The following is a 25580-nucleotide window of genomic DNA, read 5'->3' on the forward strand; positions in this document are numbered from 1 at the left end:
GTTCGCCTCACGGTGTCGTGCCACGGAGTGGCTAACTTGTTCTTGCAATTTGCGTGTTTGTTCAGTTTTGGTAACGTTCACGAAACACGAACAAGGTACACTTAACCATGTCAAAAAGTTAAATTTTTGATGTTGAATTTATTAATGAGTGTTATTAAAAATGAAATGATTTCGGGGGAACTTCAATTGAAAACAAGCAAGCTTTCCACATCCTTATTAGCTAGCACCGCAGTATTTGCTGGCGTTTTATTGGCATCAGGCCATAGCAACAAAGTTTCTGCGGCCAGCTACGTGAAGATCAACTATTCTTCAAACGTTCGCCAAACGCCGACTACTGCTGCGAAAATCGTCGGTGGTTTAAGTGTGGGTTCAGTGTTCACTTACACCAACACGGCAACTGCCAATGGTTACACTTGGTATCAAATCGGCACAAATCGTTGGGTGGCTTCAGCTGGGGCTTCTACTACGACTAGCGCGACAACGACGAGCACCAGCACTGCCGCCAGTGGTAAAGTGCAAATCAAGTATTCATCCAATCAACGTAGTGGTGCCGGCACTTCCTATTCGGTTAATGGGAGCTTAAAAGTTGGTGCAGTTTATACTTACACGGCGACGGCCAAAGCCAATGGTTATACTTGGTACAAGATCGGCACGAATAAGTGGGTTGCTTCAGCTGGCGCGGCGGTTTATTCCGGCGCTGCATCTACGAGCACAGCCACTTCAACTAGCACCAGCACGGCAGCTAGTGGTAAAGTGCAAATCAAATACGCGTCCAACCAACGCTCAGGTGCTGGCACTAGCTACAGCGTCAACGGCAGTTTGAAAGCAGGCGCGATTTATACTTATACCGCCAAAGCCACTGCTAACGGCTATACCTGGTATCAAATCGGGACGAACAAGTGGGTGGCTTCAGCTGGGGCTGTTCCTTACACTGGCAGTGCCTCGGCATCAACCAGCACCTCAACGTCAACCTCAACTTCGACGACGACTTCCACCAGTAGCTCAACGTCAGCAAAAATCGCTGCAGTGATCACGTTAGCCAAAACTGAAATTGGCAAGCCTTATGTTTGGGGCGGTAAAGGCCCGAACAGCTTTGATTGTTCCGGCTTGATGTATTACGTCTTCTTACATGCAGCAGGCGTGAACATCGGCGGCTACACCGGCGCGCAACAAAACGCTGGCACGCGTGTCAGTCTTTCTGCTTTAAAGCCTGGGGACATTTTATTCTGGAGTTCTAACGGCAGTGTCTATCATGATGCCTTGTATATCGGCAACAACCAATACATCGCAGCGCCTGAACCTGGTGAAAATGTGAAAGTGGCCACGATTTCCAGCTACTTCTACCCAAGCTTTGGCGTCCGCGTCTTAAAATAAATCGACAAACGAAAATCCCTTCACGAATTCAACTTCGCGAAGGGATTTTTTTAACGGCGCAAACGTTGCGGTTGGGCCAGTGCTTGGGTTAAAGCTTCACACAAGGCCAAGGCGCCAGTTTTGATTTGGGCAAGCGTTGGGCCAGTGAAGTTCAACCGCGCGCCGTTGGTCATGCCGCTGCCTGGCACCATCACGCTAGCTGGCACAAAGGAGACATTGGCTTGAGGCATCAAGGTGTCATTCATAAAGGCTTCGGCATCAAAGCCTTTTGGCAGTTGTAGCCATAAGAAAAAGCCACCATCAGGATCATTGACTGAGCAGCCAGCAGGTAAATGTTGGCGCAAAGTCGCGACCATCAAATTCTTTTTTTCTAAGTAACAAGCGCGGATCTGTTGAATATGGGCATTGAGATCATTGTGTTCAAGATAAGCGTTGATCCCATGCATCATTAAGTTACTAGACTCGACGTCGACGCCACCTTTAAGCGCCGTCAAGTGATGCAATAAGTCAGGTTGGGCGACCAGCCAACCTAAGCGTAGACTCGGCGCTAAGATCTTGGAGAAGCTCCCTAAGAAAATCACCCGCCCTTGAGTGTCTAAGCTTTGCAGCGTTGGCAAGTTTGCGCCAGTGTAGCGCAAGTCGCGGTATGGCCCATCTTCTAAAATCATCACATCATATTGGTTGGCCAATGCGATCAATGCTTTGCGTTTGGCCAAGGACATCACCGTGCCAGTGGGATTTTGAAAATCAGGAATGGTGTAGATCAACTTGACAGATTGGGTCATGAGGACTTTTTGTAACGCGTGCAAGTCCATGCCATCGGCTTCAACAGGCACGACATGATAGGTCGGTTGGTACGCATCAAAGGCGGCCAAGGCCCCAACATAAGTCGGGCCTTCAACTACTAAGCCGTCACCGACGTTTAACAACAAGCGCGCGGTCAAGTCGATACCTTGTTGCGCGCCTTGGGTCAACAACACGTCTTGATCCGTGACGGTCATGCCGTCTTGTTGCATGCGTGCGGCTAATTTTTGACGCAAAGGTTGAAAGCCTGATGCGGAAGCATATTGGAGCAATTCAGGATCTGCCCCAGAGAAACTGTGGGCGAAGGCTTGGTTCAATTCGCGAGTGGGAAACAATTTGCGATCCGGGTAGCCACCAGAAAAAGAGATCACACTTGGGTTTGACGCGGCGAACAACGCCTCTAATCCGGCACTGGCATTTTGATAATTGCGTTGGGCTAATTCCATGATGATCTTCCTTTCTGTTTGGCTTAACTTGACTTAAGCTTACGATGATTTTATGATGAAGTAAAATTCAACTTGTTCAAAGCTACATGAGTTTTTCTCATGTAATGCCGTCAATGGCAAGCGAGTAGGCTTTAGGAGGCAGGATATGAGTAATTTTAGCTACGAAGTTTTTAGTGCAGTGGTGGAAAAAGGCACCTTCATGCAGGCCGCCCAAGCATTAAACGTGACCCCCAGTGCGGTATCTCATAGTGTCTCACAACTAGAAAGTGATCTCGGTTTTCCCTTATTCATTCGCAATCGCACTGGCGTTGAACTGACCCCGGATGGCACCGCGATTTTACCGACCATTCAATCCATTTTGAATTTGGAAGATCAACTGGTGCAAATTGCCGATAACATTAATGGCATCAATACTGGTCGCATTCGCATCGGCGCGTTTTCCTCAGTGTCCAACAATTGGTTACCAGAAATTATTTTGCGCTTTAAAAAGCAGTATCCCAAAATTGCTGTGTCGTTGGTGCAAGCCAGCTTCAACGAAATCGCGGAACAAGTGCGTGTCGGCACCATCGATATCGGCTTTTCTCTGATGCCAGTGGCCAAGCAATTGATCGCCATCCCGTTGTTGAAGGACCCGATTTATTGCATCACGCCACGCGCTTACACGCCAGCCAATGGGACCTTTATGACGGATCGTGATATGGCGCATCAGAATTTTATCTTGCAACAAGCCGATTATGATCGTGATACGAAAAAGGCGTTGGATCGCTACAATGTTTCGACGAATTCCTTGCATTATTCGCTAGATGACCAGTCGATCCTTTCAATGGTAGAAGCTGGGTTGGGCTTAGGGGTGTTGCCTAAATTGGCGTTAAAGAAACTGGTTGGGGATGTGAACACCTATTCGTTCTCCGAACCATTCGAGCGGACGTTATGTTTGGTGATGAACCCCACCACGCAAAAGTCACCTTCAGTGGCGCGGATGCAAACGGTGATCGAGGCTTATTTGAAAGAACATTACCCAAAGGACTGCTTATTAGCGTGATGATTCGCCAAGTAGCGGGGCAGTGCGTTAGAATAAGCACATAATAATTAGACGTGAGGAATGGCATAAATGAATCAAAAACTGATCGCCTTAGATCTAGATGGTACCACCTTGAATCAAGCTGGAACATTGAGTGTTCAAACCATCGCAACGTTAAAAGCGGCCCAAGCTGCAGGTCATTTGGTGGTGATCGCCACGGGTCGCCCAGATTCGATTTCGGAGCATTTCTATGATGAACTGGGCTTGACCAGCCCGATGATCAACTTCAATGGGGCCTTGATCCACAAACCGCATCAACATTGGAATGGTGAGCGCCAAACCGCGTTGACCACGCAAACGGCTTTGGCGTTGAAATCGTTGAAAACGCAATTTGATATCGAATTGATGGTGGCAGAAGGCAAAAAATTGTTGTTAGCTGATCATGGTTATGTGGATATGCCATTTTTGCCAGATCTGCCAGCACCGGAAAAGTTGTTTGATGCCAACGGCTTGCAACAAGCGCCGATTTCGGTGACGATGTTTATTCGCCAACATGCCTTATTCGCCTTGCAACAAGCAGTGCACCAGCACTTTCCCAGCCTCACCCCGAAGACTTGGGGTGCATGGAGTGGTGAACATACCGCTCTTGAAGTGACAGCAGGGCACACCAGCAAATCGCAAGCGGTGGCTTACGTTGCTGGACTTTACGGCATCGCGCAACAAGACGTGGTGGCGTTTGGCGATGACCTGAACGATTTGGACTTGATTGATTATGCTGGTATGGGCGTCGCGATGAAAAATGCCCGACCAGAAATTTTACAAATGGCAGATGCAGTGACGGCTCACGACAATGAACAGTCAGGTATGGCCGATTATTTAGCAGATTACTTAGCCTTATAAGAGATGAGCGCATGCAACATACAGCAGATGACCAAACCTCAGCACAATTATTGGGGATGTTTTGTTTCTCGTTGATTTTGAATGGTTTTGGCAATGGCATGACGGTGGCGATGAACCTCGGCAGCGCCTTGTGGACGTCAAGTGCGGTGAATTTAAGTCACGCATTTGACGTCAGTTTGTTGACGATTTTGTTGATCGAAGGCGTGGCTGTCGTTTTATTTAACGCGGCAGTGTTAGGGCATCTCGATTGGCGCCGGATCGCTGGCAACTTTATTTATATGATCCCATTTTCATTTTTGGTGTCGGGTTTTGCAGATTTGATTAAAATGACGCCGTTAGTGACGTTGCCATTAGTCATCCGCGTCGCATTAGATCTAATTGGCATCATGTGTATCGGTTGTGCGACGTCGATTTATCAGCGGATCAATGTGGTGTTGCATCCCAACGATGATTTCATGCAGATCATTCGCTTTAAGTTCTTGCATGGCAATGCAGCCATCGCGCAACCTGTATCGTTTCTGCCACCGATCCTCATCGATATTTTGTGTGTCAGCTTCACGCATCAAATTTATGCGATCAATATTGGCACGCTTTTTTCTCTGGTTGCCCAAGGGGCCGTGATCGGGTTTGCTGATACGCATGTGTTTCCTAAGTTGAAGCATCGGCATTTGCAAGTTTAAAATTTCAAGATTTCGTTTCTCATAAATTGTTCACCCCCTTGTCAGACTCCATTGCTACAATATTTGCAACAAGCGAAAAGAGGGATTCACATGACGTCGCGCAAACTCACGCAACGCGAATTGATTTTTATCGGGACCATGTTGTTCGGCTTATTCTTTGGCGCCGGCAACTTAATTTTCCCTGTGTTTGTCGGCCAACAAGCTGGCGATCACTTATGGCCGGCAGTGATCGGCTTTTTAATTTCTGGCGTCGGACTGCCTTTGCTTGGCGTCGCGGCGATCGGGATCACCAAAGTCGATGGGGTGTTTGGCTTAGCTGAAAAAGCTAACCGGCCGTTTGCCTATATTTTTACGATTTTATTGTATCTGTGTATCGGCCCGTTATTTGCTTTGCCGCGGTTGGCGTCGATTTCTTATGAAATTGGCCTGACGCGCTTTGTCAGTGCCGAACATCAAATTCCAGCCTTGGCGATTTATTCGGTGGTTTTCTTTGCAGTGGCGTGGTGGTTTGCCCGCAAGCCAAGTAAAATCATGGTGTATGTCGGTAAAGTGTTAACGCCGGTGTTTCTAGTTGTACTGGCAGTGCTGTTGATCGCAGTGGTGGTGTCACCATTGGGCCAAGGTCAAGCCGCCGTGGGGACATATAAAACCGCGGCGTTGTCGACTGGCTTCACGGCTGGGTATTCCACTATGGATGCCTTAGCCGCGTTAGCGTTTGGCATCATTGTGGTCAACGCCATCAAACAACTCGGCATTACTCAACCCACTGCCATCGCCAAGCACACAGTTTTGGCCGGAACGTTGGCGGCCGGGTTGATGGGCGTGATTTATGCCTTGTTAGCCTTATTGGGTCGCAATGCGCTAGGCGTGTTAGCCCGAGCTGATAATGGTGGTGTGATTTTAAGTAATGTTGCGCATCAATATTTTGGGACGGCTGGCAATGTACTGTTAGCCGTGATCGTGGTGATTGCGTGTTTGAAAACGGCGATCGGTTTAATTACTGCGTTTGGGGATACTGCTAAAGAAATGTTTCCGCATGTCCCTTATCAAGGCGTGATCGCAGTGGCGACATTAGTCCCGATGTTTTTTGCCAACGTCGGGTTGGATCGGTTGCTCAGCGTATCGACACCAGTATTGATGGCTTTGTATCCATTTGCGATCGTGTTGATTTTAGTCGGGTTGTTGTCCGTCATGTTTCGTCAGCATCGCTGGTTGTTCAACTTGTCGCTATTGTTTACGGCGGTGCCAGCGTTGCTTGATGGCTTGAATGCGACGGGCTTGCAAGCCAGTTGGTGCATAAGCATCTTGAAAATCGGTCAATTTCTGCCAGGCTTTTCAGCAGGCTTAGGCTGGACGGTGCCAGCTTTAGTCGGGGCCGTGCTTGGGATCTTATGTGATCAGCTCAGCAGTCGCAAAAATAATTCGCAATGAAAAATTTAATTGCACCACATATTGTTGGTTCAAAGCTGATTTAAGGTGTGAAAATGCCGATATATGCCAGCTTTTGACACGCTCTGTGGGATTTGATCAAAAACCGCGGATTGAAATTCAGATTTGCCAACGCGATGAAATTTAGCTATCGTATAAGAGTGAGTAATTTGAAAGGATGGCGTAAAGCTATGACTAAGTCGATCTCTGAATTGACGCCTGAAGCGCAACAAAAAGCCCTCAGTGACTTTATTGAATTTTATTTGGATAAATTCCACAACGAAGGTTTGGACCTGATCGCCCAAGCTGATACCACCGGGCACATTGCTGACATCAATGCCTGGATCATGGCTAACACGACTTTCACGCATGAAGAATTAGCCGCTGGTTTGTTGCGCGAACGCGGTGAGAACTTGATCGCCTTGTTAAACACGATCAACGCCCCATTCAATGAGAATGGGTTACCAGAAACACCTTGGAATGAATGGTTCAAATCGGACCTCAACACCATTCCACAAGGACGCTAAACGCACTGACGGCTGTTGTTTAGCCGTCTTTTTTTTCAGGAGGGACACATGGATAAGTATCTGATCATTTCCGACATCGATGGGACTTTGGCTTATGACCATCAGCATGTCAGCGCCAAAACCGTTGCCGTCTTGCAACAATTATTAGATGCCGGCCATGAGTTCTATGCTGCAACTGGGCGCATGTATAACTTGGCCAAAGTGATCGCGGATCAAGTCGACGATCGTGCAGAAATCATTGCCTCTAATGGTGCGGTGTATGATTTCAACGGTGACCGCGTGCATCATTTAATGGGTGAACACGCCTTGACGTTGACGGAACAAGCGGCTGCGGCACAAAACCTGCCTGCCGTTTACTTCACCGATGATACGGTGTATTACACCAAAACGCCAAGTCAATCTGTTATCGATACCATGATGAGTTTTGCCAGTGCAGCGGCTAACATTGCTGTCAAGCAAGTCCACACGTTGGAAAACTTGTTGGGCCATGTTGGAGAAATCACCAATGGGATCATCTTTAGTCCGCATGATCCAGAATCTTTGGCACGCACGATGATGACCTTAGCTGCCAGCAATGCGATGCATTTGTCAGCTAGTGATGCGACCAATATCGAATTGATCCCAAAGCACGTGGACAAGTCGACTGCGATCGCGGAACTCCAGGCGAAAACGGGGATCCCAGCCAGTCGTACCATCGTTTTCGGTGATGGCTTGAATGATCTGGGCATGCTTAAAGCGGCAGGCATTTCGGTTGCAATGGGCAATGCCGTGCCAGATGTCGCCAAAGCGGCGCGTTTTCAAACGTTGAGCAACACGGAAGACGGCATTGCCCATTTCTTGGAAAACTATTTTAAATAAAGTTTGGTGAGGCTGAGACATAAAGCGGTCTTAGCCCATAATACAAGCGCCTCTTCATCACGATTTGCTCTTTAATCGCGGTGTAGAGGCGTTTGTATTTCTGGGCGTTGCTTTATGGAACGCGACTATGCTGAAATTTAGGATTATGTCTCGGTCTCACTTTTTTTATTGAAATGGTTTCTAAGTTCTGAGCTGGTATCGAAAGCGCTAACATGCGACAATGAGGCTATCGAGAAAGGATGATAAGCATGTATGAAGCAAAAGCGACGCGGTATGACCACTTGGCGATCCGCTCAGTTGGCGACTCTGGTTTGCAACTGCCGGCAGTATCGTTAGGCTTGTGGCAACGTTTTGATGCGCAAGCGCCTTTTGATGAACGGCAAGCGTTATTGCTCCATGCCTTTGATCAAGGTGTGTTTCATTTTGATGTGGCGGATCATTATGGCATCCCATATGGTTCAAGCGAAGCATTACTAGGTAAAGTGCTGGCCGGTGAGCTCAAAGGTTATCGCGATGAGTTGGTGATCGCGACCAAAGTGGGTTACGCGGTAGGCGAAGGCCCTTTTGGTAGCGGCTTGTCACGCAAGGCGATCATGCAACATATCGATGGCTCTCTGAAGCGACTGCAAAGTGATTATGTGGATGTGTATTATGCGCATCGTTTTGATGACGCGGTGCCGCTTGAAGAAACGGTATCGGCGTTAGATGCGGTAGTCAAAAGTGGTAAAGCCCGCTATATCGGTATATCCAATTACAATGTCGAACAAACCCAAGCGGCGCTGGCCTTGTTTGAGGCTTACCATACTCCAGTCGTCGTGTCACAAATGAGCTACAATATGTTCAATCGCAATGTGGAAACCAGTGGCTTGTTGGATGTCTTGCGGGAACATCATCAAGGCTTAGTGGCATATGGGCCGCTTTCAGAAGGCTTGTTGTCAGATCGCTATTTGAATGGCTTGCCGGACGATTTCAAGATTCATCATACCAATCAAGCCACCTTAAGTGTTGGCAACGAGGCATTAGTTGAAAAGCTCAACGCCTTGAATGCCATTGCCCAAAATCGTGGTCAAAGTATGAGTCAATTGGCGTTAGCTTGGTTGTTGCGTGACCCAGTAGTGGCCAGTGTGATCATTGGGACCACCAGCGCGGCACATTTGGACGATAACTTACAAGCAGCCCAAAATACGGCGTTTACTGCTGATGAACTCGCCGCGATCGATCAAATTGTGACGTTAAACTAACGTGTTGCGAATGGCAAAATAGGGGAATTGGCATGCCAACAAGAATGGGGAAACGCTCGCATCACAAGCGCTTGTGGCTGATCATTGGGATTTTGTTACCGATCATTTTAATTGCAGGCGGGTTGGCTTATGCCTATAGCGGTACGGATGATGGTGGTGAAACGGCTACTAGTTCAAGCAAAACGTTGCCAAAATCATCAAGTAAAGCAACAAGCAAGGCCAGCCATTCAACGAAAAAATCCAACCGGACAACTAGCTCATCAACAGCTGCACCTGACTTGGTCGGCTTAGGTTTTCAAATCATGTCGGTTTTGTTCAATGGAGAAGCTGTCGATCAAGCGATGAATGAGAACAAGGCCCCGCAAAATCTGGTTCACGATGGCGTGATGCTCGGCTATTTCGCTGATCAAACCCAAGCACGGGTCAGCGGGATGGCACGATATTTATACGCGCATACCATCGGCTACAGTGTGAACGGCAACGTATTAGCCATGAATGGTTGGCAAATTCCGTTTACGGTAACTGATCAGCAGCTCCAACCCGTTCAGTGGGAAGCGCCCGATCAAGATGGTAATACCATCACTTGGAAGCTAGAACCATTGGCTGATGCCAAAACCGAAGTGGAAGCACGCGCTAATTCTGATGCGACTGCGAGTTCAAAAGATGTCGATGTGCACAATCTCACCACGGCGCAAATGGCCCATTGGGTGAAAATCGTCATTCAATCGCAGGCGGCTGACTATAATGCCGGAGACTATACCTTCACCCAAAATTTTGTCGATGGTTACGCAGAAGTTTATGTCTATTCACATCAACAACTGACTAAGATCTACCGCGTCGATGCCAACGGTGATTTACAAGCTGCCGATCCAGATGATCGAAACAATTGGCAAGTCGTGTCGAAAACTTATCAGTAAACGCAAAAGGGAGGCCATCGTCTGGTCTCCCTTTTTCGATTCAGTGCGTGAAATGTTGTAAATGTTGGTTCAAAAACTTCGCGGTTTGCCCATTGCCGGCAGCGACTTGTGTCGGCGTACCGCTAGCAACTAACTTCCCACCAAAGGCCCCGCCTTCAGGACCCATATCAAACAAATAATCGGCATTGGCGATCATATCGAGGTCATGTTCAATGGCCAAAACTGTTGCCCCTTGATCGATCAAACGCTGAAAGACTTGCAGTAGCACTTGAACGTCAAGAGGATGCAAGCCGACACTAGGTTCATCAAAGACGAATAGCGTGCCGCGTTGGGTATGACCGAGATGGCTGGTCAAGCGCAAGCGCTGGGCTTCACCACCAGACAATGCCGGGGTGCTTTCGCCGAGTTGCAAATAACCCAGCCCCATATCATGCAAGGTTTGTAGCGTTTAGGCAATGGCAGGTTCTGAGGCAAAAAACGTTTGGGCATCGTCAACAGATTGCGCCAAGCACTCCGCAATATTTTTACCATGCCATTGAATCTTTAATAATTCAGGATTGTAGCGCTGGCCGTGACAAGTGGGACAAGTTTCTTGCATGTCGGGTAAGTATTGAATGTCTAAGTTGATTTGCCCAGTGCCGCCACAAGTTGGGCAGGCACCAAGCTTCACGTTATAAGAGAAATTGCTGGCGGTGTAGCCCGCGGCTTGGCTTTCTGGTAAGTTGGCAAACAAGGTGCGCAGGTGATCGAGAATATCCGTATAGGTGGCGACTGTTGAGCGAACATTTTTGCCGACAGGTGTGGCATCGATGGCGACGACCCGCTTAATGCCACCAGTTTGAATGTCCGACACAAAACTTGGCGCTGGCTGTTTCTTGGTGGCGGTCAAGGCCGGGACTAAAGCATCTAGGACTAGCGTTGACTTCCCAGCGCCAGAAAATCCTGACACCACTGAAAACTGATTGATCGGGAAACTGGCGGTGAGGTTGTGCAAATTAAAACGATCGGTGACAGTGACGCCAAAATATTTCTTCGCTGGTTGCGGAACGGGTCTCACCCGCAAAGTTGCCGAGCCATTGAGAAAAGGTGCGATCAAGGAATCGTCAGCTTGAGAAATTTCTGCCGGTGTCCCAAGATTCAACAAGCGACCACCAGCCTTCCCAGCTTCAGGCCCGATTTCTAAAACCGTGTCGGCAGCTTCAATGATCGCCGTATCGTGATCGACGACGACCACAGAATTACCTTGAGCGACTAGTGCTCGCATCACTTCGATCAACCCTTCAACATTGGCGGGGTGTAAGCCGATGCTAGGTTCATCTAAGACGTATAACACGCCGGTGGTTTGCGTGCGTAAAGTGCGCGCCAGCTGGATCCGTTGCAGTTCACCAGTCGACAAGGTGCTCCCAGCGCGACTCAAGGCCAAGTAACTCAAGCCTAAATCAAGCAATGGCTTTAAGATCTGATCGAGTTCCCGCAAAATGTCATGGGCGAGTGGTTGCATATCATCAGGTAACCATGCTTGGATCTTTGGCAAAAAATCATGGAGTTCACTGAGCGTTAAATCAGAAACTTCAGCGATGTTTTTGCCGACGATTTTTTGCGTGAGCAGCTTTTGATCAAAACGAGAGCCGTGGCATACCGGACATACGCCGAATTCATAGAAGCGGTTCAAGCGTTGGATCGCGCGTTCGTTGGTGGTAGTGGCCATGGAATCCAGCACCGCATTATACGCATTTTCATAAACGGCATTGTCCATGTGGAAAATCTTGCCGGTTTTAGATGGGATGTTGATGGCGTAAGTGCGCTTGGGACCATGCCATACCATGTCTTGTTGATCTTGAGGCAGCTGGTTGAATGGCGTATCGATGTCGACGCCAGCATATTGCGCGACGATTTGCATGAAGTTGCGCCCTGGCAAGCGCCAAGAAGCCACGGCGCCTTCGCGAATGGTTTTGGTGGGATCTGGGATCAAGCGCGATACCGCTAAAGTCTTCGCCACACCGGTACCATTGCATTCAGGGCAAGCGCCAACGGAATTAAAGGCGAAACTTTCAGCGCCAAACAAGCGTACAGAAGCACCGCATTCGGGACATGTCAAAGTGGCTTTTTCGCCTTGGGTGTCCATTAAATGCGCAATTTCAATGGTCGGCGGGATCTGGTGGCCATTTGGACATTGCGGCGAACCTAATCTTGAAAACATTAAGCGCACCACATTCAGCGCTTCAGTGGTGGTGCCGACTGTACTGCGCACACCAGGGACGACTGGGCGTTGGCGCAAGGCGATGGCACTGGGGATGTGTTCAACTTTATCGACTTGCGCGTGGCCGACTTGCCCTAAGCGTCGGCGGGTGTAAGTGGACAACGCTGAAACATAACGGCGCATGCCTTCTGCGTACAACACGCCCATCGCGAGGCTTGACTTACCAGAGCCTGAGCGGCCAGTGATGGCGACCAGTTGATGCAAGGGGATGTCGACGTTTAAGCTTTTTAAGTTATTCACTCTGGCGCCGCGCACCACAATGTGAGTCGGAATCGTGTTATCATGAAACATATTAAAAACCTTCTTTGAAATGGAGTGACCTTTTTGGATCAAAATGCTTTGGCGCATCGCAGTATTCGCAAATTTAAAGCTGAACCGATCAACTGGCAAAGCTTGGTGGCAACAGCGCAAGCGACCAGTTCTAGTGAATTCTTACAATCGTTTAGTTTGATTCGCGTGACTGACGCCAAGTTGCGCCAAGCGATCCAAAATATTTCGACCAGCCCATGCATTACCGGCAATGGTGAATTATTTATTTTCGTGGTGGACACGGCGCGTGATATTGCGCAAACACCTCAACAGGCAGATATTGCGCACTTCACCAACTGGAATGCTTTTTTAGCCGGCTGCTTTGATGCGACGCTGGCGGCCCAAAACATGTTGAGCACGGCTGAACATAGCGGCTTAGGTGGCGTGATGCTGGGGAGTATTTTGAACGACCCAGCGCAAATGATCCAGTTATTGCACTTGCCGAAGTACACTTTCCCATTGTTAGGGTTGATGATCGGCGTACCGGATCAAACCACTGAGTTGAAACCGCGCTTGCCACAAGCGGCAGTGCTAGGCGAGAATACATATCCCGGGCGCGTTGATTTATCAAGCTATGATGCGCAAGTCACTGATTATTACGCCCATCGGACAACAGGGGCGCGCGTGGAATCTTTCACCAGCTTGATCGAAAAGCACTTATCAGCTGATCAACATCATCGGGATGACATTGGCACAATTTTAAAGGCTCAAGGGTTCAACTTACCCCAATAGTGTAACGAATTCGAGGTTAAAATGAAAATTTCCACTTTAACGGCTTACGCTGATGCGGTGGCCCAACATGATTCCAGCGGCCATGCCGCCGATCATATCAAACGCGTGGTAGCCACCGCGCGGCAATTATTAAAACAAACACCGCAAGCGGATGCCGACATCACTTTGGCGGCCGCAACACTACATGACACCTACGACGATAAACTCGTGGCTGATGTGATGGCAGCCAAAGCTCAAACGGCTTCCGAGTTGGTCAAAGCCGGCGCCAGCACCCAACAGCAACAAGCGATTTTTGAAATCATCGATCATATGAGCTATAAAGCGAATTTAGCGCATCACTTTGAATTAAGTCTGGAAGGCCAACTGGTGCAAGATGCTGATCGCTTAGATGCCATCGGGGCCATTGGCATTGCGCGGACCTTTATGTATGGTGGTGCGCATGGCAGTATGATGTATGATCCAGCGATCCCACCGCGTACGACACTCACTGCCACGCAATATCGCCAAACGCCAAGCCCGGTGTTGAATCATTTTGAAGAGAAGTTGTTTAAACTCGCCGGTCAAATGAATACCCCAGCCGCTAAAACCTTAGCTCAAGCGCGGACGCAAGTGATGCATGATTTTGTGGATGAGTTCTTAGCGGAGTATCAAGGCCGGCGCTGAAAAAGTTGCAGGTGCCTAGACGACTATTGTATATTGGATAGGCAGTTGTTGACGCCGCCTTAGCTCAGAAGGTAGAGCGCAGCCGTGGTAAGGCTGAGGTCGCTGGTTCAAATCCAGTAGACGGCAGCGAGAGCCTTCCGCATTGGGAAGGCTTTTTTGTTATTTTAAATAGGAGGCGACGCATTGAATATTTGGAAAGTGATCCGGCGTTGTGCAGGCGTGGTTGTGCTGTTTGGCTTGTACATGATCGCAGAAATGATCGTGATGATCCCAACCATTGCCACGAAAGGCAAAGCCAGCACGGGATTAGTCGCCTTGGTATTTGCCATTGTCTTTGGCAGTTTGATCTATTTGCTGGCCACCACGTATCAGTATTACTTAAAGCGCGACCCGGAAGGCTTTGGCCCGCATGCGCCAACGCGAGAGACTTGGCAGTTCATGGGTAAAATGGTGTTGACCTTAGCCTTGATTCAAGGGTTCAGCGGTATCGCCATCAGCTTACATTGGACGGCAGAATCACAAAACCAAGATGCTTTAATGCAAGTCTTACAACAAGCGCCGCTGACCATGGTATTGATTGCAGTGGTCGGGGCGCCGCCGGTTGAAGAACTGCTATTTCGCGGTTTGCTGATGCACAGCTTTGGGTCACTGAAAGATAAACGCCGCTTATGGGCAGTTTCGATCATTTCCAGTGTCGTGTTTGGTTTGATGCATGCGGGACCGAGTGAGCCTTTGAATATGTTAGTTTACATTGCGATGGGCGCAGTCTTCACAATGACTTATGTCAAAACCAAAGACATTCGCTACAGCATTGCGCTGCATTTTCTCAATAACTTCATCGCCTTAATGTTGTAACGCAAAAGGCGCTGACTCGATTCGACTGAGTCAGCGCCTTTTGAGTTAAACCGGTAATTTCAATGGTTGGTAAAGTTCTTCGGGTAAGGCTGTGATCAAGGGGCTTGGTTGATCGATGCCCAATAAGATCAACTGATGCAAAGCGCGAGTGCACAAGGTATACAACACATCGCGCATCGCTTCAGTGGCATAAGTGTCAGCTGAAACATCCCAGCCGATCACTGCATCAAACTCCAACCCTTTGGCCAAGTACACCGGCATGATCAAACAACCCGTGTGCAAGTGGTGATCTTGTGGCGTGAGTAAGTGCGTTGGGGTGTCGATTTTAAGCGTGGTGTAAAGCTGTTCAGCAGCGGCGCGGTTCTTGGTTAAAATGGCCACCGTATGATTACTGCGCAATAAGGTATCGGCGAGTTTGGTGACACCAGCCATTGCTTGATCTTGTGGTAAACACAAGACTTGCGGTTTTTCACCATCGCGGTTGAAGGCTAAGATATGGTCGCTTTCAGGCAACAGTGCTTTGCCGAAGTTGGTGATCGGCTGCGTCGAGCGATAGGATTTGTTCAACGAGATCTGATCGATGCGCATCCCTTTGAACACTTGCTTCAAGCTGTCAAAATAAGGACTGGCTTGGTAGTTGCTGGTGAACACATCTTGTTTGGCATCGCCTAACAGCGTCAGCTTGGCTTTAGGAAAGGCATGATGCAAATATTTGAGCTGCGCCATGGTATAGTCTTGCATTTCATCAACGAACACATATTGGATCTGATGGTTTTGTCCAGAACCGGCGATTGCATCGCGCAAATATAAAATCGGCGCGGCATCTTCTAGGCGTAAGTGATGGGCCTCCAAATCGTCTGCGACCGCTTGGCTCATCGTCGCCCAGACGTCAGGATCAACAGCTGGCACTTGGACCGTGGCTAAAAAGTGTTGATATTCTTGATACTCATCCAAGAAGTAGTCGTTATAAATCGCGTCATATACTGGGGCGAAGGCTTTTCTCACCACAGCTTCAGCTAAGAATTGGGCTTCATCATCGCCAGATTCAAATTCGCGTCCTGCTAACAATTGGCGCGTGGTTTCATCAGACATGAGTTCCAACTGAGTTTGTACCCAATCGTCATAAACCGCCAGGCGGATGCGGGTGTGCAGGCGTTTGATCAATGCATTTTTGGTGTCGAGGAATTTGTTGGCGGCAGTGGCGCGTGCAGGTTGGGCGGCGTAGATTTTTTGAATGGTGCTGGCTTTGAAGAAGACTTCGCCGTTCAACATGATGTCGATAAAGGCGGGAACGTGTCCTGGGGTATCGACAAAGCGTTGAATTTCATCCAAGTAATCTGCCGCTTCTTTATAGCGGCGGATCTTTTTGGTGGTTTCTGGCAAGTTCACTTGATCTTGTTCAAAACGTTCAAATAACGTTTGGACATGTAACCCAGCAAAACGCTTGGCGAAAAATTCATACATCGTGGCTTGGCGCATGTTCTTTTCGCCAAGCGATGGCAAAACTTCAGAAATGTAATTGGCAAACAGTTGGTTCGGGGAGAATAACACCATTTGATCAGCGTCTAACGTGGTGCGCGCGTGATACAGCAAGTAAGCCACGCGCTGCAGTACCGCAGAGGTTTTCCCAGAGCCGGCAACGCCTTGGACTACTAAGACATCCGCTTTGGTGTTTCTGATGATGTCGTTTTGTTCTTGTTGAATGGTGGCGACAATGTTTTGCATGTAGTCGTCTGATTGCGCCCCAAGCACCGCTTGCAGAATTTCATCGCCAACGGTTTCTGAAGTATCAAACATGTTGGTGATCACGCCTTGTTGGATCATGAACTGGCGCTTTTTGGTGAGATCGACTTGGCGTTCACCAACTGGGGTGGCGTAAGTCACTGGCCCCAGCGTCCCGTTGTAATAAACCGAGGCGATCGGGGCGCGCCAGTCGTAGATCAAAAACTGGTTATCATCGTCTTGAAAGGTGCCAGTGCCGATATACAAGGTATCTGGGCCATCGACATCTTGAATATCGATGCGGCCAAAATAGGGATTTGAGACTAACCGCTTTAAGCGGGTTTGTTCGTGTTCGAGGATGGTTTCATTTTCCACCGCGCGGGCGACCATCATTTTTTGTTGTTGGACGGCGGCATTGGTTTCCATGCGGTCATCGATTTCAGTGATGTTGACTTTGGTGGCATCGCCATAACTTTGTTCGATGCGTTGGGTATCTTCATGGGCTTCTTTTAATTGCCTGGCGATGATGTCGAGGCGGCGGTGTAATTTAGCTAACACCTGCGTGACGAGGGTTTGTTCTTGTGCTTGAGTTGACGACATGCAGCGAGCCTCCTAAGGTGATTTGCGGGAAAAATTCGGGATTTGTTACACTAGAGGTAACAAATTGGTCTATCTAGTTTATTGCATGTCACGCATTTGTGCAAGTGACGTGCTGTGAAATAGTAAGCAACCTGTCAAAAAATATGTTAAACTGGGTGATATTTAAAGTCGGAAACAATGGGCGTATGGAGGACGACATGAGCAATTTATGGCAAACATTTTTAGAGCGTCGCGGTGATTTGCTTGTGGCGTTAGGCCAACATATCCAAATCTCATTAGTGGCTTTGGTGATCGCAGTGGTGATTGCCTTACCACTGGCGGTATTTTCGCTGGGGCATAAGCGCTTGGCCAATGTGTTGTTGCAACTGACTGGGATCTTGCAAACCATTCCGTCATTAGCATTGTTGGGCTTGTTGATTCCTCTTGTCGGCATCGGCACCACGCCTGCCATTATTGCGCTGGTGGTGTACGCCTTATTGCCGATTTTCCAAAACACATATGTCGGGTTATCAGAAATCGATCCCGCCTATGAAGAAGCTGCTGAAGCATTTGGCATGACCCGGTTTCAAAAATTACGCAAGGTGGAGTTGCCCCTCGCGATGCCTGTGATCATGGGCGGGATCCGCACCGCCACAGTGTTGATCATCGGCACGGCCACTTTAGCCGCGTTGATCGGCGGCGGTGGTCTTGGGACCTTTATCATGTCTGGGATCAACCGCAACGATACGACCTTAACGTTACTTGGGGCGATTGCTTCGGCGGCGTTGGCTTTAGTCTTTTCGGCAGGCTTGGCGTTAGTGCAAAAGATCCGTTTTCGCTGGGTGGCAACGGGACTGGTTGCATTAGGCGTCATCGGTGGCGGGGTTTGGGGGTATCAAGCCTTGAAACCACAACCGGAAACCATCACCATTGCCGGCAAACTTGGCAGTGAACCAGAAGTGCTCATTAATATGTACAAATTACTGATCGAAGAGGTTCAGACAACGTCGACGTGGTGTTGAAACCTAACTTCGGGCAAACCAGCTTTTTATTCGACGCTTTAAAGTCGGGCAAAATTGATTTGTATCCAGAATTTACCGGCACGGTGGTCACCAGCTTAGTGAAACCCTCGGCCAAACAAACGGCTGAAATCAAGCAAGGCGCTGATTCTTATCCCATTGCCAATGCCTTGCTGAAAAAACAAGGGCTCACGCTGCTTTCGCCGATGAAATACAACAACACTTATGCCTTGGTGGTGCGACAAAGTACGGCGAAGCGCTATGGCTTAAAAACCATCGCGGATCTCAATAAATTGCCTAATGCCACCGCTGGCTTCGACTTGGAATTCTCTGGCCGAGCTGATGGTTATGCCGGGATCAAACAACAATATGGCTTGAACTTAAAGGTGAACTCATTGGACGCCTCGCTGCGTTATCAAGCTTTGTCGCAAGATCATGTGGACGTCACTGATGGGTATTCGACGGATTCCCAAATTGCCCAATACAAACTATTGGCGCTGCAAGATCCTAAGCACGTTTTTGCCACTTATCGCGGCGCGCCGATGATGAAAGCCAGCTGGGCGAAACAACATCCTGCCATCGTCAAGCGGTTGAATCGACTCGCAGGTAAAATCACCGAAACGGATATGCAGCAGATGAACTACGATGTGAACGTGAAGAAACAGTCGGCGGCCAGCGTTGCCAAGCATTATTTGACCACGCATCATTTATTGGAGGCGAAACAATGAGTGAATTAATTGCCTTTGACCACGTCACCAAAACCTATGCCGCAGGCGACGCCGTCCAAGATCTCAACCTCAAAGTCCATACCGGGGAGTTATTTGTCTTAGTGGGCGAATCTGGCAGTGGCAAAACCACCACGTTAAAAATGATCAACCGTCTGATCGAACCGACTACTGGGTCGATCCAATTTAAAGGTCAAGATATCACCATTTATCCGCTTCGGGAATTGCGCTGGCAAATCGGCTATGTCCTTCAACAAATCGCCTTGTTTCCTAATATGACTGTGGGCCAAAATATCGCTTTGATTCCAGAACTGCGGCATATGCCCAAAAACCAAGTGATTAAGCGCGTCGACGAACTATTAGATTCGGTCGGCTTGCCGCCTGCTCAATACCGCGACCGTTTGCCCAAAGCCTTATCTGGTGGGGAACAACAGCGCGTCGGCATTTTGCGGGCGTTTGCCAATAAGCCGCCAGTGGTCTTAATGGATGAACCTTTTTCTGCGCTTGACCCCTTGTCACGCAATCAGTTGCAGGAGTTGGTGTTGGATCTGCATCAGCGCTTGAACATGACCATCGTGTTTGTGACGCATGATATGAATGAAGCGATGCGTTTAGGCGATCGCATCGCGGTGATGCGCGATGGGCAAGTCGTCCAATGTGACACCCCACAAGCCATTGCCAAAAATCCAGCCACGGCATGGGTCGCTGACTTTTTTGCCGGAACCAAAGCCCGGTTAATGGAAACACCGATTCATAAGCTCCAAAGTTTTGCCACGCCAGCAACCGCCTCAGCCAGTGAGTTGACGGCTTCAGATACCTTATTGAAAACGATCATGCCTGCGATTGCCAAAGGGAAAAAAGTGACATTTCAAACAGATTCGGGTAAGTTTAAACTAGATGCGCAAGCGGTGTTGAATTTCTTAGCCGCCAACGCCTGAACAGTCGCCGATTTTTTAAGAAAGGTGAGGATGTTGCATGAATCATTATGATGTGATCATTATCGGTGCCGGACCTGCCGGCGTCGCTGCCGCCAGTGCTTTGGCTGACCACAAGCGCGTGATGGTATTTGAGCGCGACTTGTGGGGTGGCACTTGTCCTAACCGCGGATGCGATCCGAAGAAAATGCTTTATCGCGCCGCAGAACTCAAAACTGCTACCCGGGATATGCAACCAGCTGGGGTGCGCGGGGAGTTGACCATCAACTGGCCAGAACTGATGGCGCACAAGCGTAGTTATACCAGCACGGTGCCTGGTGGGACGCTGACTGGTTTGCATGCAGCAGGCGTGAACACCCGGCACGGTGAATTGGAATTCTTCAATCGCCATACCGTGGCGCTGGCTGGAGACTTATTTGATGCTGATGACATCATCATCGCCACGGGTCGCAAACCTGCCAAACCGGATATTCCTGGCGCAGAACTGCTGAAGACTTCTAACGAATTCTTAGACTTGGATCAATTGCCGCAACGCATCGCCTTTATCGGAGCAGGTTACGTTTCCGTGGAGCTGGCCAACATTGCAGCGGCAGCAGGGGCTGACGTGCATATCATCAACCGATCTGAAACCATTTTGCGCGGGTGGGATGAACGCGCGACGGCGACGCTGAAGCAAGCAATGACGAATGCGCATATTCACTGGCATGATAACATTCACCTTGAAAGTGTCGCCAAGTCCGAATCAGGCGTGTGGCTGCACGGCGAAGATGGTTTCAGCTTGAATGTGAATGCGGCCTTTGCAGCGACTGGACGTTCAGCGGACCTCGGCATCGATTTATCGCCGATCGGTTTAGAAATGACCGCCAAAGGGTTGCCAGTCAATGAATTCATGCAAACCAAGATCCCGCACATTTATGCCATTGGCGATGCCGTAGACAAAACCCAACCCAAGTTGACGCCAGTGGCCAGTTTTGAAGGCCGCTATGTCGCCAAGCATTTGTTAGGGATGAGCGAACCGATCGCATATCCCGTGATTCCAGAAATTGTCTTTGGCACCACTGAGATTGCGCGCGTCGGGGTTGATTTGCAAACCGCTAAAGCAGATCCTGACCGCTATCAAGTATTAGACCAGGATGTTTCCAATTGGTATACCTACCATCGCACCTTAGATCACACAGCTCGGGTGGCCACCATCAGGGATCGTCAGACGCAGTTGTTAGTTGGTGCGCTAGTGGTCGGCGACCATGCCGAAGAATTGATCAACCAATTCACGTTGCTGATTCAACAACACCAAGCGTTTGATCCACAACAAGTCTTGTTTGCTTATCCAAGTGCTTCAAGTGATTTGTCATATTTACTTTAAAAGGAGTTTCACATGTCTGCATTTACTTCCATTTTGTTGATCTCAGCCGTGATTTTAGCGGTGATTTTTGGATTTATTTTTGCCATCGGCCGCAAATTCAAAGGGGAAAATGCCGGTTTTGGCAAAGCCATGATGATCGTCGGCGTCATTGGTATGGTGGTTTGCGTGATCGCAGCGATTATCGTTGCAATGGCCTAATTTCCAACGCATTAGGCAATTGTGTCAAGTTTTTTGCGCATCACGCTTGACAAGGACGCGTCGTGGGTTTAAACTGTTCACAACAGTAAATGACAGACGGATGAGTAATTCATTACCAAATTCTCAGAGAGGCCGCGCCTGGTGAAAGCGACTAAGGCGGTGTGAATGAATATGGTCCGCAATCAGTCAGTGTCGGTGAGGGAAATCAAGCCAACGCCGGGTGCGCCCGTTAACGCGACAGGGATTCTTGCTTGCAACGATCCCCTTGAGGGTAGTTTTTAGACTACCGAAAACGAGTGGTACCGCGCTGACTGCGCCTCGTAGCTATATGCTACGAGGCGTTTTTTTGTGGTCAAAAGGAGCTTTTATGAAAATTTACTTAGTGTTATTGCTGGGCCTTGGTGTAAGGAGCAGCCGAATGTGTTCATGATTGATCTGATACGAATTTAAGGAGGAAAAATTATGCCTAAACTGATTGATTTCAAACTGATTCTCACCAATATCCCGGACTTATTACAGTATCTGCCGATCACTTTAGGCATTGTGCTGTTATCGATGGTCGTGGGGCTGGTCTTAGCCTTGGGCATCGCCTTGGTGCGCTTGCACAAAATCCCAGTGCTCAATCAAATCTTCACCGTCTTGGTCTCCTTTGTCCGCGGGACGCCGCTGTTGGTACAGCTGTACTTGTCCTACTACGGTGTACCGATCGCATTGCGGTATTGGAACTACTACAATCACACGAATTTCAATATTAACCATGTGCCTGCGTTCTTGTTTGTCTTTGTGGCCTTTGCCATCAACGAAGCGGCCTACAACTCAGAAAACATTCGTGGTGCGCTGCTTTCCGTGGATGATGGTGAAATCGAAGCGGCTGAAACCTTAGGCATGACGGGCTGGCAGATCCTGCGGCGCATCACCATTCCAGAAGCTTTGGTGGTGGCCTTGCCGACGTTGGGCAATCAGTTCATCAGCTTGATCAAAGGCACGTCGTTAGCCTTTGTCGCCGGCGTGATCGAAATGACTGCTGAAGGGCAGATCATCGCCGGGCGCACCTTCCGCTACTTTGAAGTGTACCTGTCCTTGGCCATTATCTACTGGGCCTTGACTGTGATCACTGAAATCTTGATTCGCTTAATTGAAAAGCGCATCAATCGCTTCCGGGTGGCGCAACACTTAGTGGGAACGCCAGCGCCGACTGAAACGCCGATTGTAGGCGCACAAGTGCTTGCCAGCAAGGAGGTCCGCTCATGATTACGATCGAACATTTAGCGAAAAAATTTGATGACCATCAAATTTTTTCAGACATTAATTTAGAAATTCAAACCGGTGAAATCATCGGCATTATCGGACCCAGCGGATCAGGTAAATCCACACTGCTGCGGTGCTTGAACTTACTGGAAACCCCAGATGCTGGCACCATCACCATTGATGATCAACAAATCGTCGCACCACACATCACCAAAGCCCAGCGTCTGAAGTTTCGTCAAGCCTCGACGATGGTGTTTCAACAATTCAACTTATTTCGCCAGAAGAACGCCTGGGAGAATGTAGCAGAAGGCTTGATCACCGTCAAGAAGATCCCGAAGGACGAAGCCAAAGCCCGGGCGTTGCAAGAATTAGACCGCGTCGGCTTAGCGCCTTATGCCAACTTTTATCCCGAACAACTATCCGGCGGGCAAAAGCAGCGCGTCGCCATTGCCCGCAGCTTAGCCACTGATGCCAAGTTATTGTTGCTCGATGAGCCGACGTCGGCGTTAGATTTGGAGCTAGTCGGTGAAGTCTTACAAACCTTAAAACAAGTGGTGCTCGACCATCCTAATTTCACTGTGATTTTAGTGTCACACGAATTGGGATTCGTGCAGGAAGTCGCCAGCCGGGTTTTATTCTTTGATGATGGGCGCATCCAAGAAGCTGGCACCCCAGATGAAGTCTTAGTCCACCCGCAACACGAACGCACTAAACAATTCCTGGCACGCTTTGCCACGCAAACAGTTCACAACTAAAAAACATTCCTTTGGAGGAACTCACCATGTCATTTAAAAAAATTACTATTTTATCGTTAGTCGCTGCCGGCGCCTTTGCCACTGTTGCCACCACCACTGCTACCCCGACGCAAGCCGCCAAGAAAACCACAATCACGGCCATCACTGATGGGAACGTTGCCCCGTTTGCGGTGAAAGAAAAATCTGGGAAGCTCGACGGTTATGACGTCGACGTGTTGAAAGCAGTCGTCAAGAAACTGCCGCAATACAAACTCAAGTGGAAGATCGCCGAATATGATGCGTTGTTAGGCAATATCGATTCCGGCCGTGCTGATGTCGGGGTCAACCATTTTGGCAAAACTGCAGAACGCCAAGAAAAATACTTATTCTCTAAGCCGATTTTCCAAGATAAGCCGGTTTTCATCGTCAAGAAGTCTAATAACAAGATCAAATCCTTCAATTCCGCAGCTGGGCACACCACCGTTGCCCAAGTCGGCACTGGCTTCTCACTTGAATTAGAAGCTTACAACAAGACCCACAAGAAGAACCCGATCAAGATTACTTATGTCAAAGACTATCATGATCTGCAAGATATTTCTCAAGGTAAGTATGACTTTGCCTACACCGATTTATCCATGTACAAAGCCGAACAAAAGCAATACAAGATCAACGACGTGAAAGCCGTCAAGTTAACCAATGGCAAAGGTGGCACCAAGTTCAATCAACCTTACACTTACGTCGTCTTTGGGAAAACAGCCGAAGACAAGAAGTTCCAAAAAGCCGTCAACAAAGAACTGGTCAAGTTAGCCAAAGATGGCACCTTAACCAAGATCTCCAAGAAGTATCTCGGTGCTAATTACGTCCCTGCAGTATTGAAGAATTAAAGAAGGCAAAGTATGACAGCAGATATCGATCCCACCCTTGAACAACAATTGATTGCTTGGCGCCATGATTTTCATCAACATCCAGAATTGGCCAACCACGAAGTCCGCACCTCCCAAAAGATTCGCGAGATTTTAACCAACTGGGGCATTAAAATACTACCCACTCACTTGGCCACTGGCGTTTTTGCGGAAATCGGCAGTGACAATCCTCGCAAAACCTTAGGCTTACGCGCTGACATCGACGCTTTGCCGATTCAAGAAGAAACAGACCTGCCTTATGCGTCTGTCAATGAAGGCGTGATGCATGCTTGCGGGCATGATACCCATATCGCGGCATTGCTCGGCGGTGCATACCTATTGAAACAACACGAAGCCGAACTCAAAGGTAAGGTGCGCTTGTTGTTTCAATTATCTGAAGAAGATCAAGAAGGGGCTTTGCAAATCATCGACGACGGCCAGTTAAACGGCGTTGATGCCGTGTTAGGCTTTCACAACGCGCCCTTTCATCCTGTCGGTGAACTGGCAGTGCATGCTGGTATCTCCAGCGGGGCGATCGATAAATTCAAAGTCACGTTAACTGGCGTTGGGACGCATGCCTCCGCCCCGCAAAACGGCACCGATCCAATTCCTGCGTTAGGCGCAGAAATCACGGCCCTACAAAGCATTGTCGCGCGCAATGTGGCGCCATTTAAAGCAGGGGTGTTAAGTATCACCCATATCACCGCGGGCACCACATGGAATATCCTGCCGGAAACGGCCTGGTTTGAAGGAACGGTGCGTACTGCGGACAAGCAAGTCCGCGCGTTGATTAAACAGCGCTTCTTTACGGTCGTGGAAAACACGGCGGCGGCCTTTGGGGTCAAGGCAGACATCGATTGGTATGACGGCGATCCTTCAGTAGATAATGATCCGAAGTTAACAGCGATCGTTCAAGACGAATCACAAAGCTTCACCACTAGCTATGAAGAAGAACCAGCTTTAGGGTCTGACGACTTCGCTTGCTTACAAGCCAAAGTCCCAGGTGTCTACGCCAAACTCGGCAACGGCGGCAATGTCGCCAACCACAACCCGCGCTACATCGCCGAAGATGGCGTGGTGGCAGTTGGCGCACGGTTCTTCTATCAAAATTCAGTGCGGTTATTAAAGGAGTTGCAGTAA

Annotated in this window: 21 protein-coding genes, 1 tRNA gene and 2 pseudogenes; 21 read left to right on the top strand and 3 right to left on the bottom strand. The window is 48.9% G+C overall.

Features of this window, described 5'->3' with window-relative positions:
- The first annotated feature begins 186 nt into the window (after positions 1-186).
- Entirely contained in the window at positions 187-1374 is a 1188-nt protein-coding gene (locus tag FD01_RS08045) for a C40 family peptidase (RefSeq protein ID WP_056963615.1), read from the top strand.
- 50 nt (positions 1375-1424) lie between these two features.
- Here FD01_RS08045 and FD01_RS08050 read toward each other — a convergent pair whose 3' ends face one another.
- Entirely contained in the window at positions 1425-2624 is a 1200-nt protein-coding gene (locus FD01_RS08050; RefSeq protein ID WP_056963617.1) for an aminotransferase-like domain-containing protein, read from the bottom strand.
- Between the two features lie 145 nt (positions 2625-2769).
- Here FD01_RS08050 and FD01_RS08055 point away from each other — a divergent pair, with 145 nt between their 5' ends.
- From FD01_RS08055 to FD01_RS08090, 8 genes are all read left to right on the top strand, one after another.
- Complete coding sequence (locus FD01_RS08055; protein ID WP_054715626.1) at positions 2770-3666, top strand: LysR family transcriptional regulator; 897 nt, start codon at positions 2770-2772, stop codon at positions 3664-3666.
- A gap of 69 nt (positions 3667-3735) precedes the next feature.
- Positions 3736-4545, top strand: a complete 810-nt coding sequence (locus tag FD01_RS08060) for a Cof-type HAD-IIB family hydrolase (protein ID WP_056963619.1) — start codon at positions 3736-3738, stop codon at positions 4543-4545.
- An 11-nt stretch (positions 4546-4556) separates the two neighbouring features.
- Positions 4557-5225: a DUF6198 family protein gene (locus tag FD01_RS08065; RefSeq protein WP_056963621.1), complete on the top strand. Its 669-nt coding sequence runs from the start codon at positions 4557-4559 to the stop codon at positions 5223-5225.
- Between the two features lie 90 nt (positions 5226-5315).
- Positions 5316-6656 (top strand): branched-chain amino acid transport system II carrier protein, encoded by a 1341-nt coding sequence (gene brnQ, locus FD01_RS08070; protein WP_056963623.1) that lies wholly within the window; start codon positions 5316-5318, stop codon positions 6654-6656.
- 188 nt (positions 6657-6844) lie between these two features.
- A complete protein-coding gene (locus tag FD01_RS08075) occupies positions 6845-7180 on the top strand; it encodes a hypothetical protein (RefSeq protein WP_054715629.1) in 336 nt (111 codons plus the stop codon).
- 48 nt (positions 7181-7228) lie between these two features.
- Positions 7229-8038 carry an HAD family hydrolase gene (locus FD01_RS08080; RefSeq protein ID WP_054715630.1) on the top strand — a complete coding sequence of 270 codons (810 nt, stop codon included), beginning with the start codon at positions 7229-7231 and terminating at the stop codon, positions 8036-8038.
- A gap of 248 nt (positions 8039-8286) precedes the next feature.
- Complete coding sequence (locus tag FD01_RS08085; RefSeq protein WP_054715631.1) at positions 8287-9279, top strand: aldo/keto reductase; 993 nt, start codon at positions 8287-8289, stop codon at positions 9277-9279.
- A gap of 32 nt (positions 9280-9311) precedes the next feature.
- Positions 9312-10196: a hypothetical protein gene (locus tag FD01_RS08090; RefSeq protein WP_152164611.1), complete on the top strand. Its 885-nt coding sequence runs from the start codon at positions 9312-9314 to the stop codon at positions 10194-10196.
- Between the two features lie 40 nt (positions 10197-10236).
- On the opposite strand, the pseudogene FD01_RS08095 reads toward FD01_RS08090, so the two are convergent.
- Positions 10237-12747, bottom strand: a pseudogene (locus tag FD01_RS08095) (excinuclease ABC subunit UvrA).
- A gap of 33 nt (positions 12748-12780) precedes the next feature.
- On the opposite strand from FD01_RS08095, the gene FD01_RS08100 reads away from it, so the two are divergent.
- The 4 genes from FD01_RS08100 (at position 12781) to FD01_RS08115 (ending at position 15015) form a co-directional block, all read left to right on the top strand.
- Positions 12781-13497 carry a nitroreductase family protein gene (locus FD01_RS08100; RefSeq protein ID WP_056963627.1) on the top strand — a complete coding sequence of 239 codons (717 nt, stop codon included), beginning with the start codon at positions 12781-12783 and terminating at the stop codon, positions 13495-13497.
- Positions 13498-13518: 21 nt separating this feature from the next.
- Complete coding sequence (locus tag FD01_RS08105) at positions 13519-14160, top strand: HD domain-containing protein (RefSeq protein ID WP_054715647.1); 642 nt, start codon at positions 13519-13521, stop codon at positions 14158-14160.
- 53 nt (positions 14161-14213) lie between these two features.
- Positions 14214-14286, top strand: a tRNA-Thr gene (locus FD01_RS08110).
- Positions 14287-14343: 57 nt separating this feature from the next.
- A complete protein-coding gene (locus FD01_RS08115; RefSeq protein ID WP_056963629.1) occupies positions 14344-15015 on the top strand; it encodes a CPBP family intramembrane glutamic endopeptidase in 672 nt (223 codons plus the stop codon).
- A 45-nt stretch (positions 15016-15060) separates the two neighbouring features.
- Here the strand turns inward: FD01_RS08115 and helD are convergent, their stop codons facing one another.
- Positions 15061-17337 carry an RNA polymerase recycling motor HelD gene (helD, locus tag FD01_RS08120; RefSeq protein ID WP_056963631.1) on the bottom strand — a complete coding sequence of 759 codons (2277 nt, stop codon included), beginning with the start codon at positions 17335-17337 and terminating at the stop codon, positions 15061-15063.
- A gap of 197 nt (positions 17338-17534) precedes the next feature.
- Between helD and FD01_RS08125 the strand changes: the two are divergent.
- From FD01_RS08125 to FD01_RS08160, 8 genes and pseudogenes are all read left to right on the top strand, one after another.
- Positions 17535-19063: pseudogene (locus FD01_RS08125) on the top strand (ABC transporter permease/substrate-binding protein).
- Positions 19060-19998: an ABC transporter ATP-binding protein gene (locus FD01_RS08130; protein ID WP_056963634.1), complete on the top strand. Its 939-nt coding sequence runs from the start codon at positions 19060-19062 to the stop codon at positions 19996-19998. The pseudogene FD01_RS08125 and the gene FD01_RS08130 overlap by 4 nt, the downstream one beginning before the upstream one ends.
- 37 nt (positions 19999-20035) lie before the next feature.
- Positions 20036-21358, top strand: a complete 1323-nt coding sequence (locus FD01_RS08135; RefSeq protein ID WP_054715671.1) for a dihydrolipoyl dehydrogenase family protein — start codon at positions 20036-20038, stop codon at positions 21356-21358.
- 12 nt (positions 21359-21370) lie between these two features.
- Positions 21371-21556 (top strand): hypothetical protein, encoded by a 186-nt coding sequence (locus FD01_RS08140; protein WP_054715672.1) that lies wholly within the window; start codon positions 21371-21373, stop codon positions 21554-21556.
- A 462-nt stretch (positions 21557-22018) separates the two neighbouring features.
- Positions 22019-22807: an amino acid ABC transporter permease gene (locus FD01_RS08145; RefSeq protein WP_082611786.1), complete on the top strand. Its 789-nt coding sequence runs from the start codon at positions 22019-22021 to the stop codon at positions 22805-22807.
- Entirely contained in the window at positions 22804-23559 is a 756-nt protein-coding gene (locus FD01_RS08150; RefSeq protein ID WP_056963636.1) for an amino acid ABC transporter ATP-binding protein, read from the top strand. The genes FD01_RS08145 and FD01_RS08150 overlap by 4 nt, the downstream gene beginning before the upstream one ends.
- A gap of 26 nt (positions 23560-23585) precedes the next feature.
- Entirely contained in the window at positions 23586-24422 is an 837-nt protein-coding gene (locus FD01_RS08155) for a transporter substrate-binding domain-containing protein (protein ID WP_056963638.1), read from the top strand.
- A 12-nt stretch (positions 24423-24434) separates the two neighbouring features.
- Complete coding sequence (locus tag FD01_RS08160; protein ID WP_056963640.1) at positions 24435-25580, top strand: amidohydrolase; 1146 nt, start codon at positions 24435-24437, stop codon at positions 25578-25580.

Source organism: Lacticaseibacillus manihotivorans DSM 13343 = JCM 12514, from assembly GCF_001435035.1.
Taxonomy (GTDB): domain Bacteria; phylum Bacillota; class Bacilli; order Lactobacillales; family Lactobacillaceae; genus Lacticaseibacillus; species Lacticaseibacillus manihotivorans.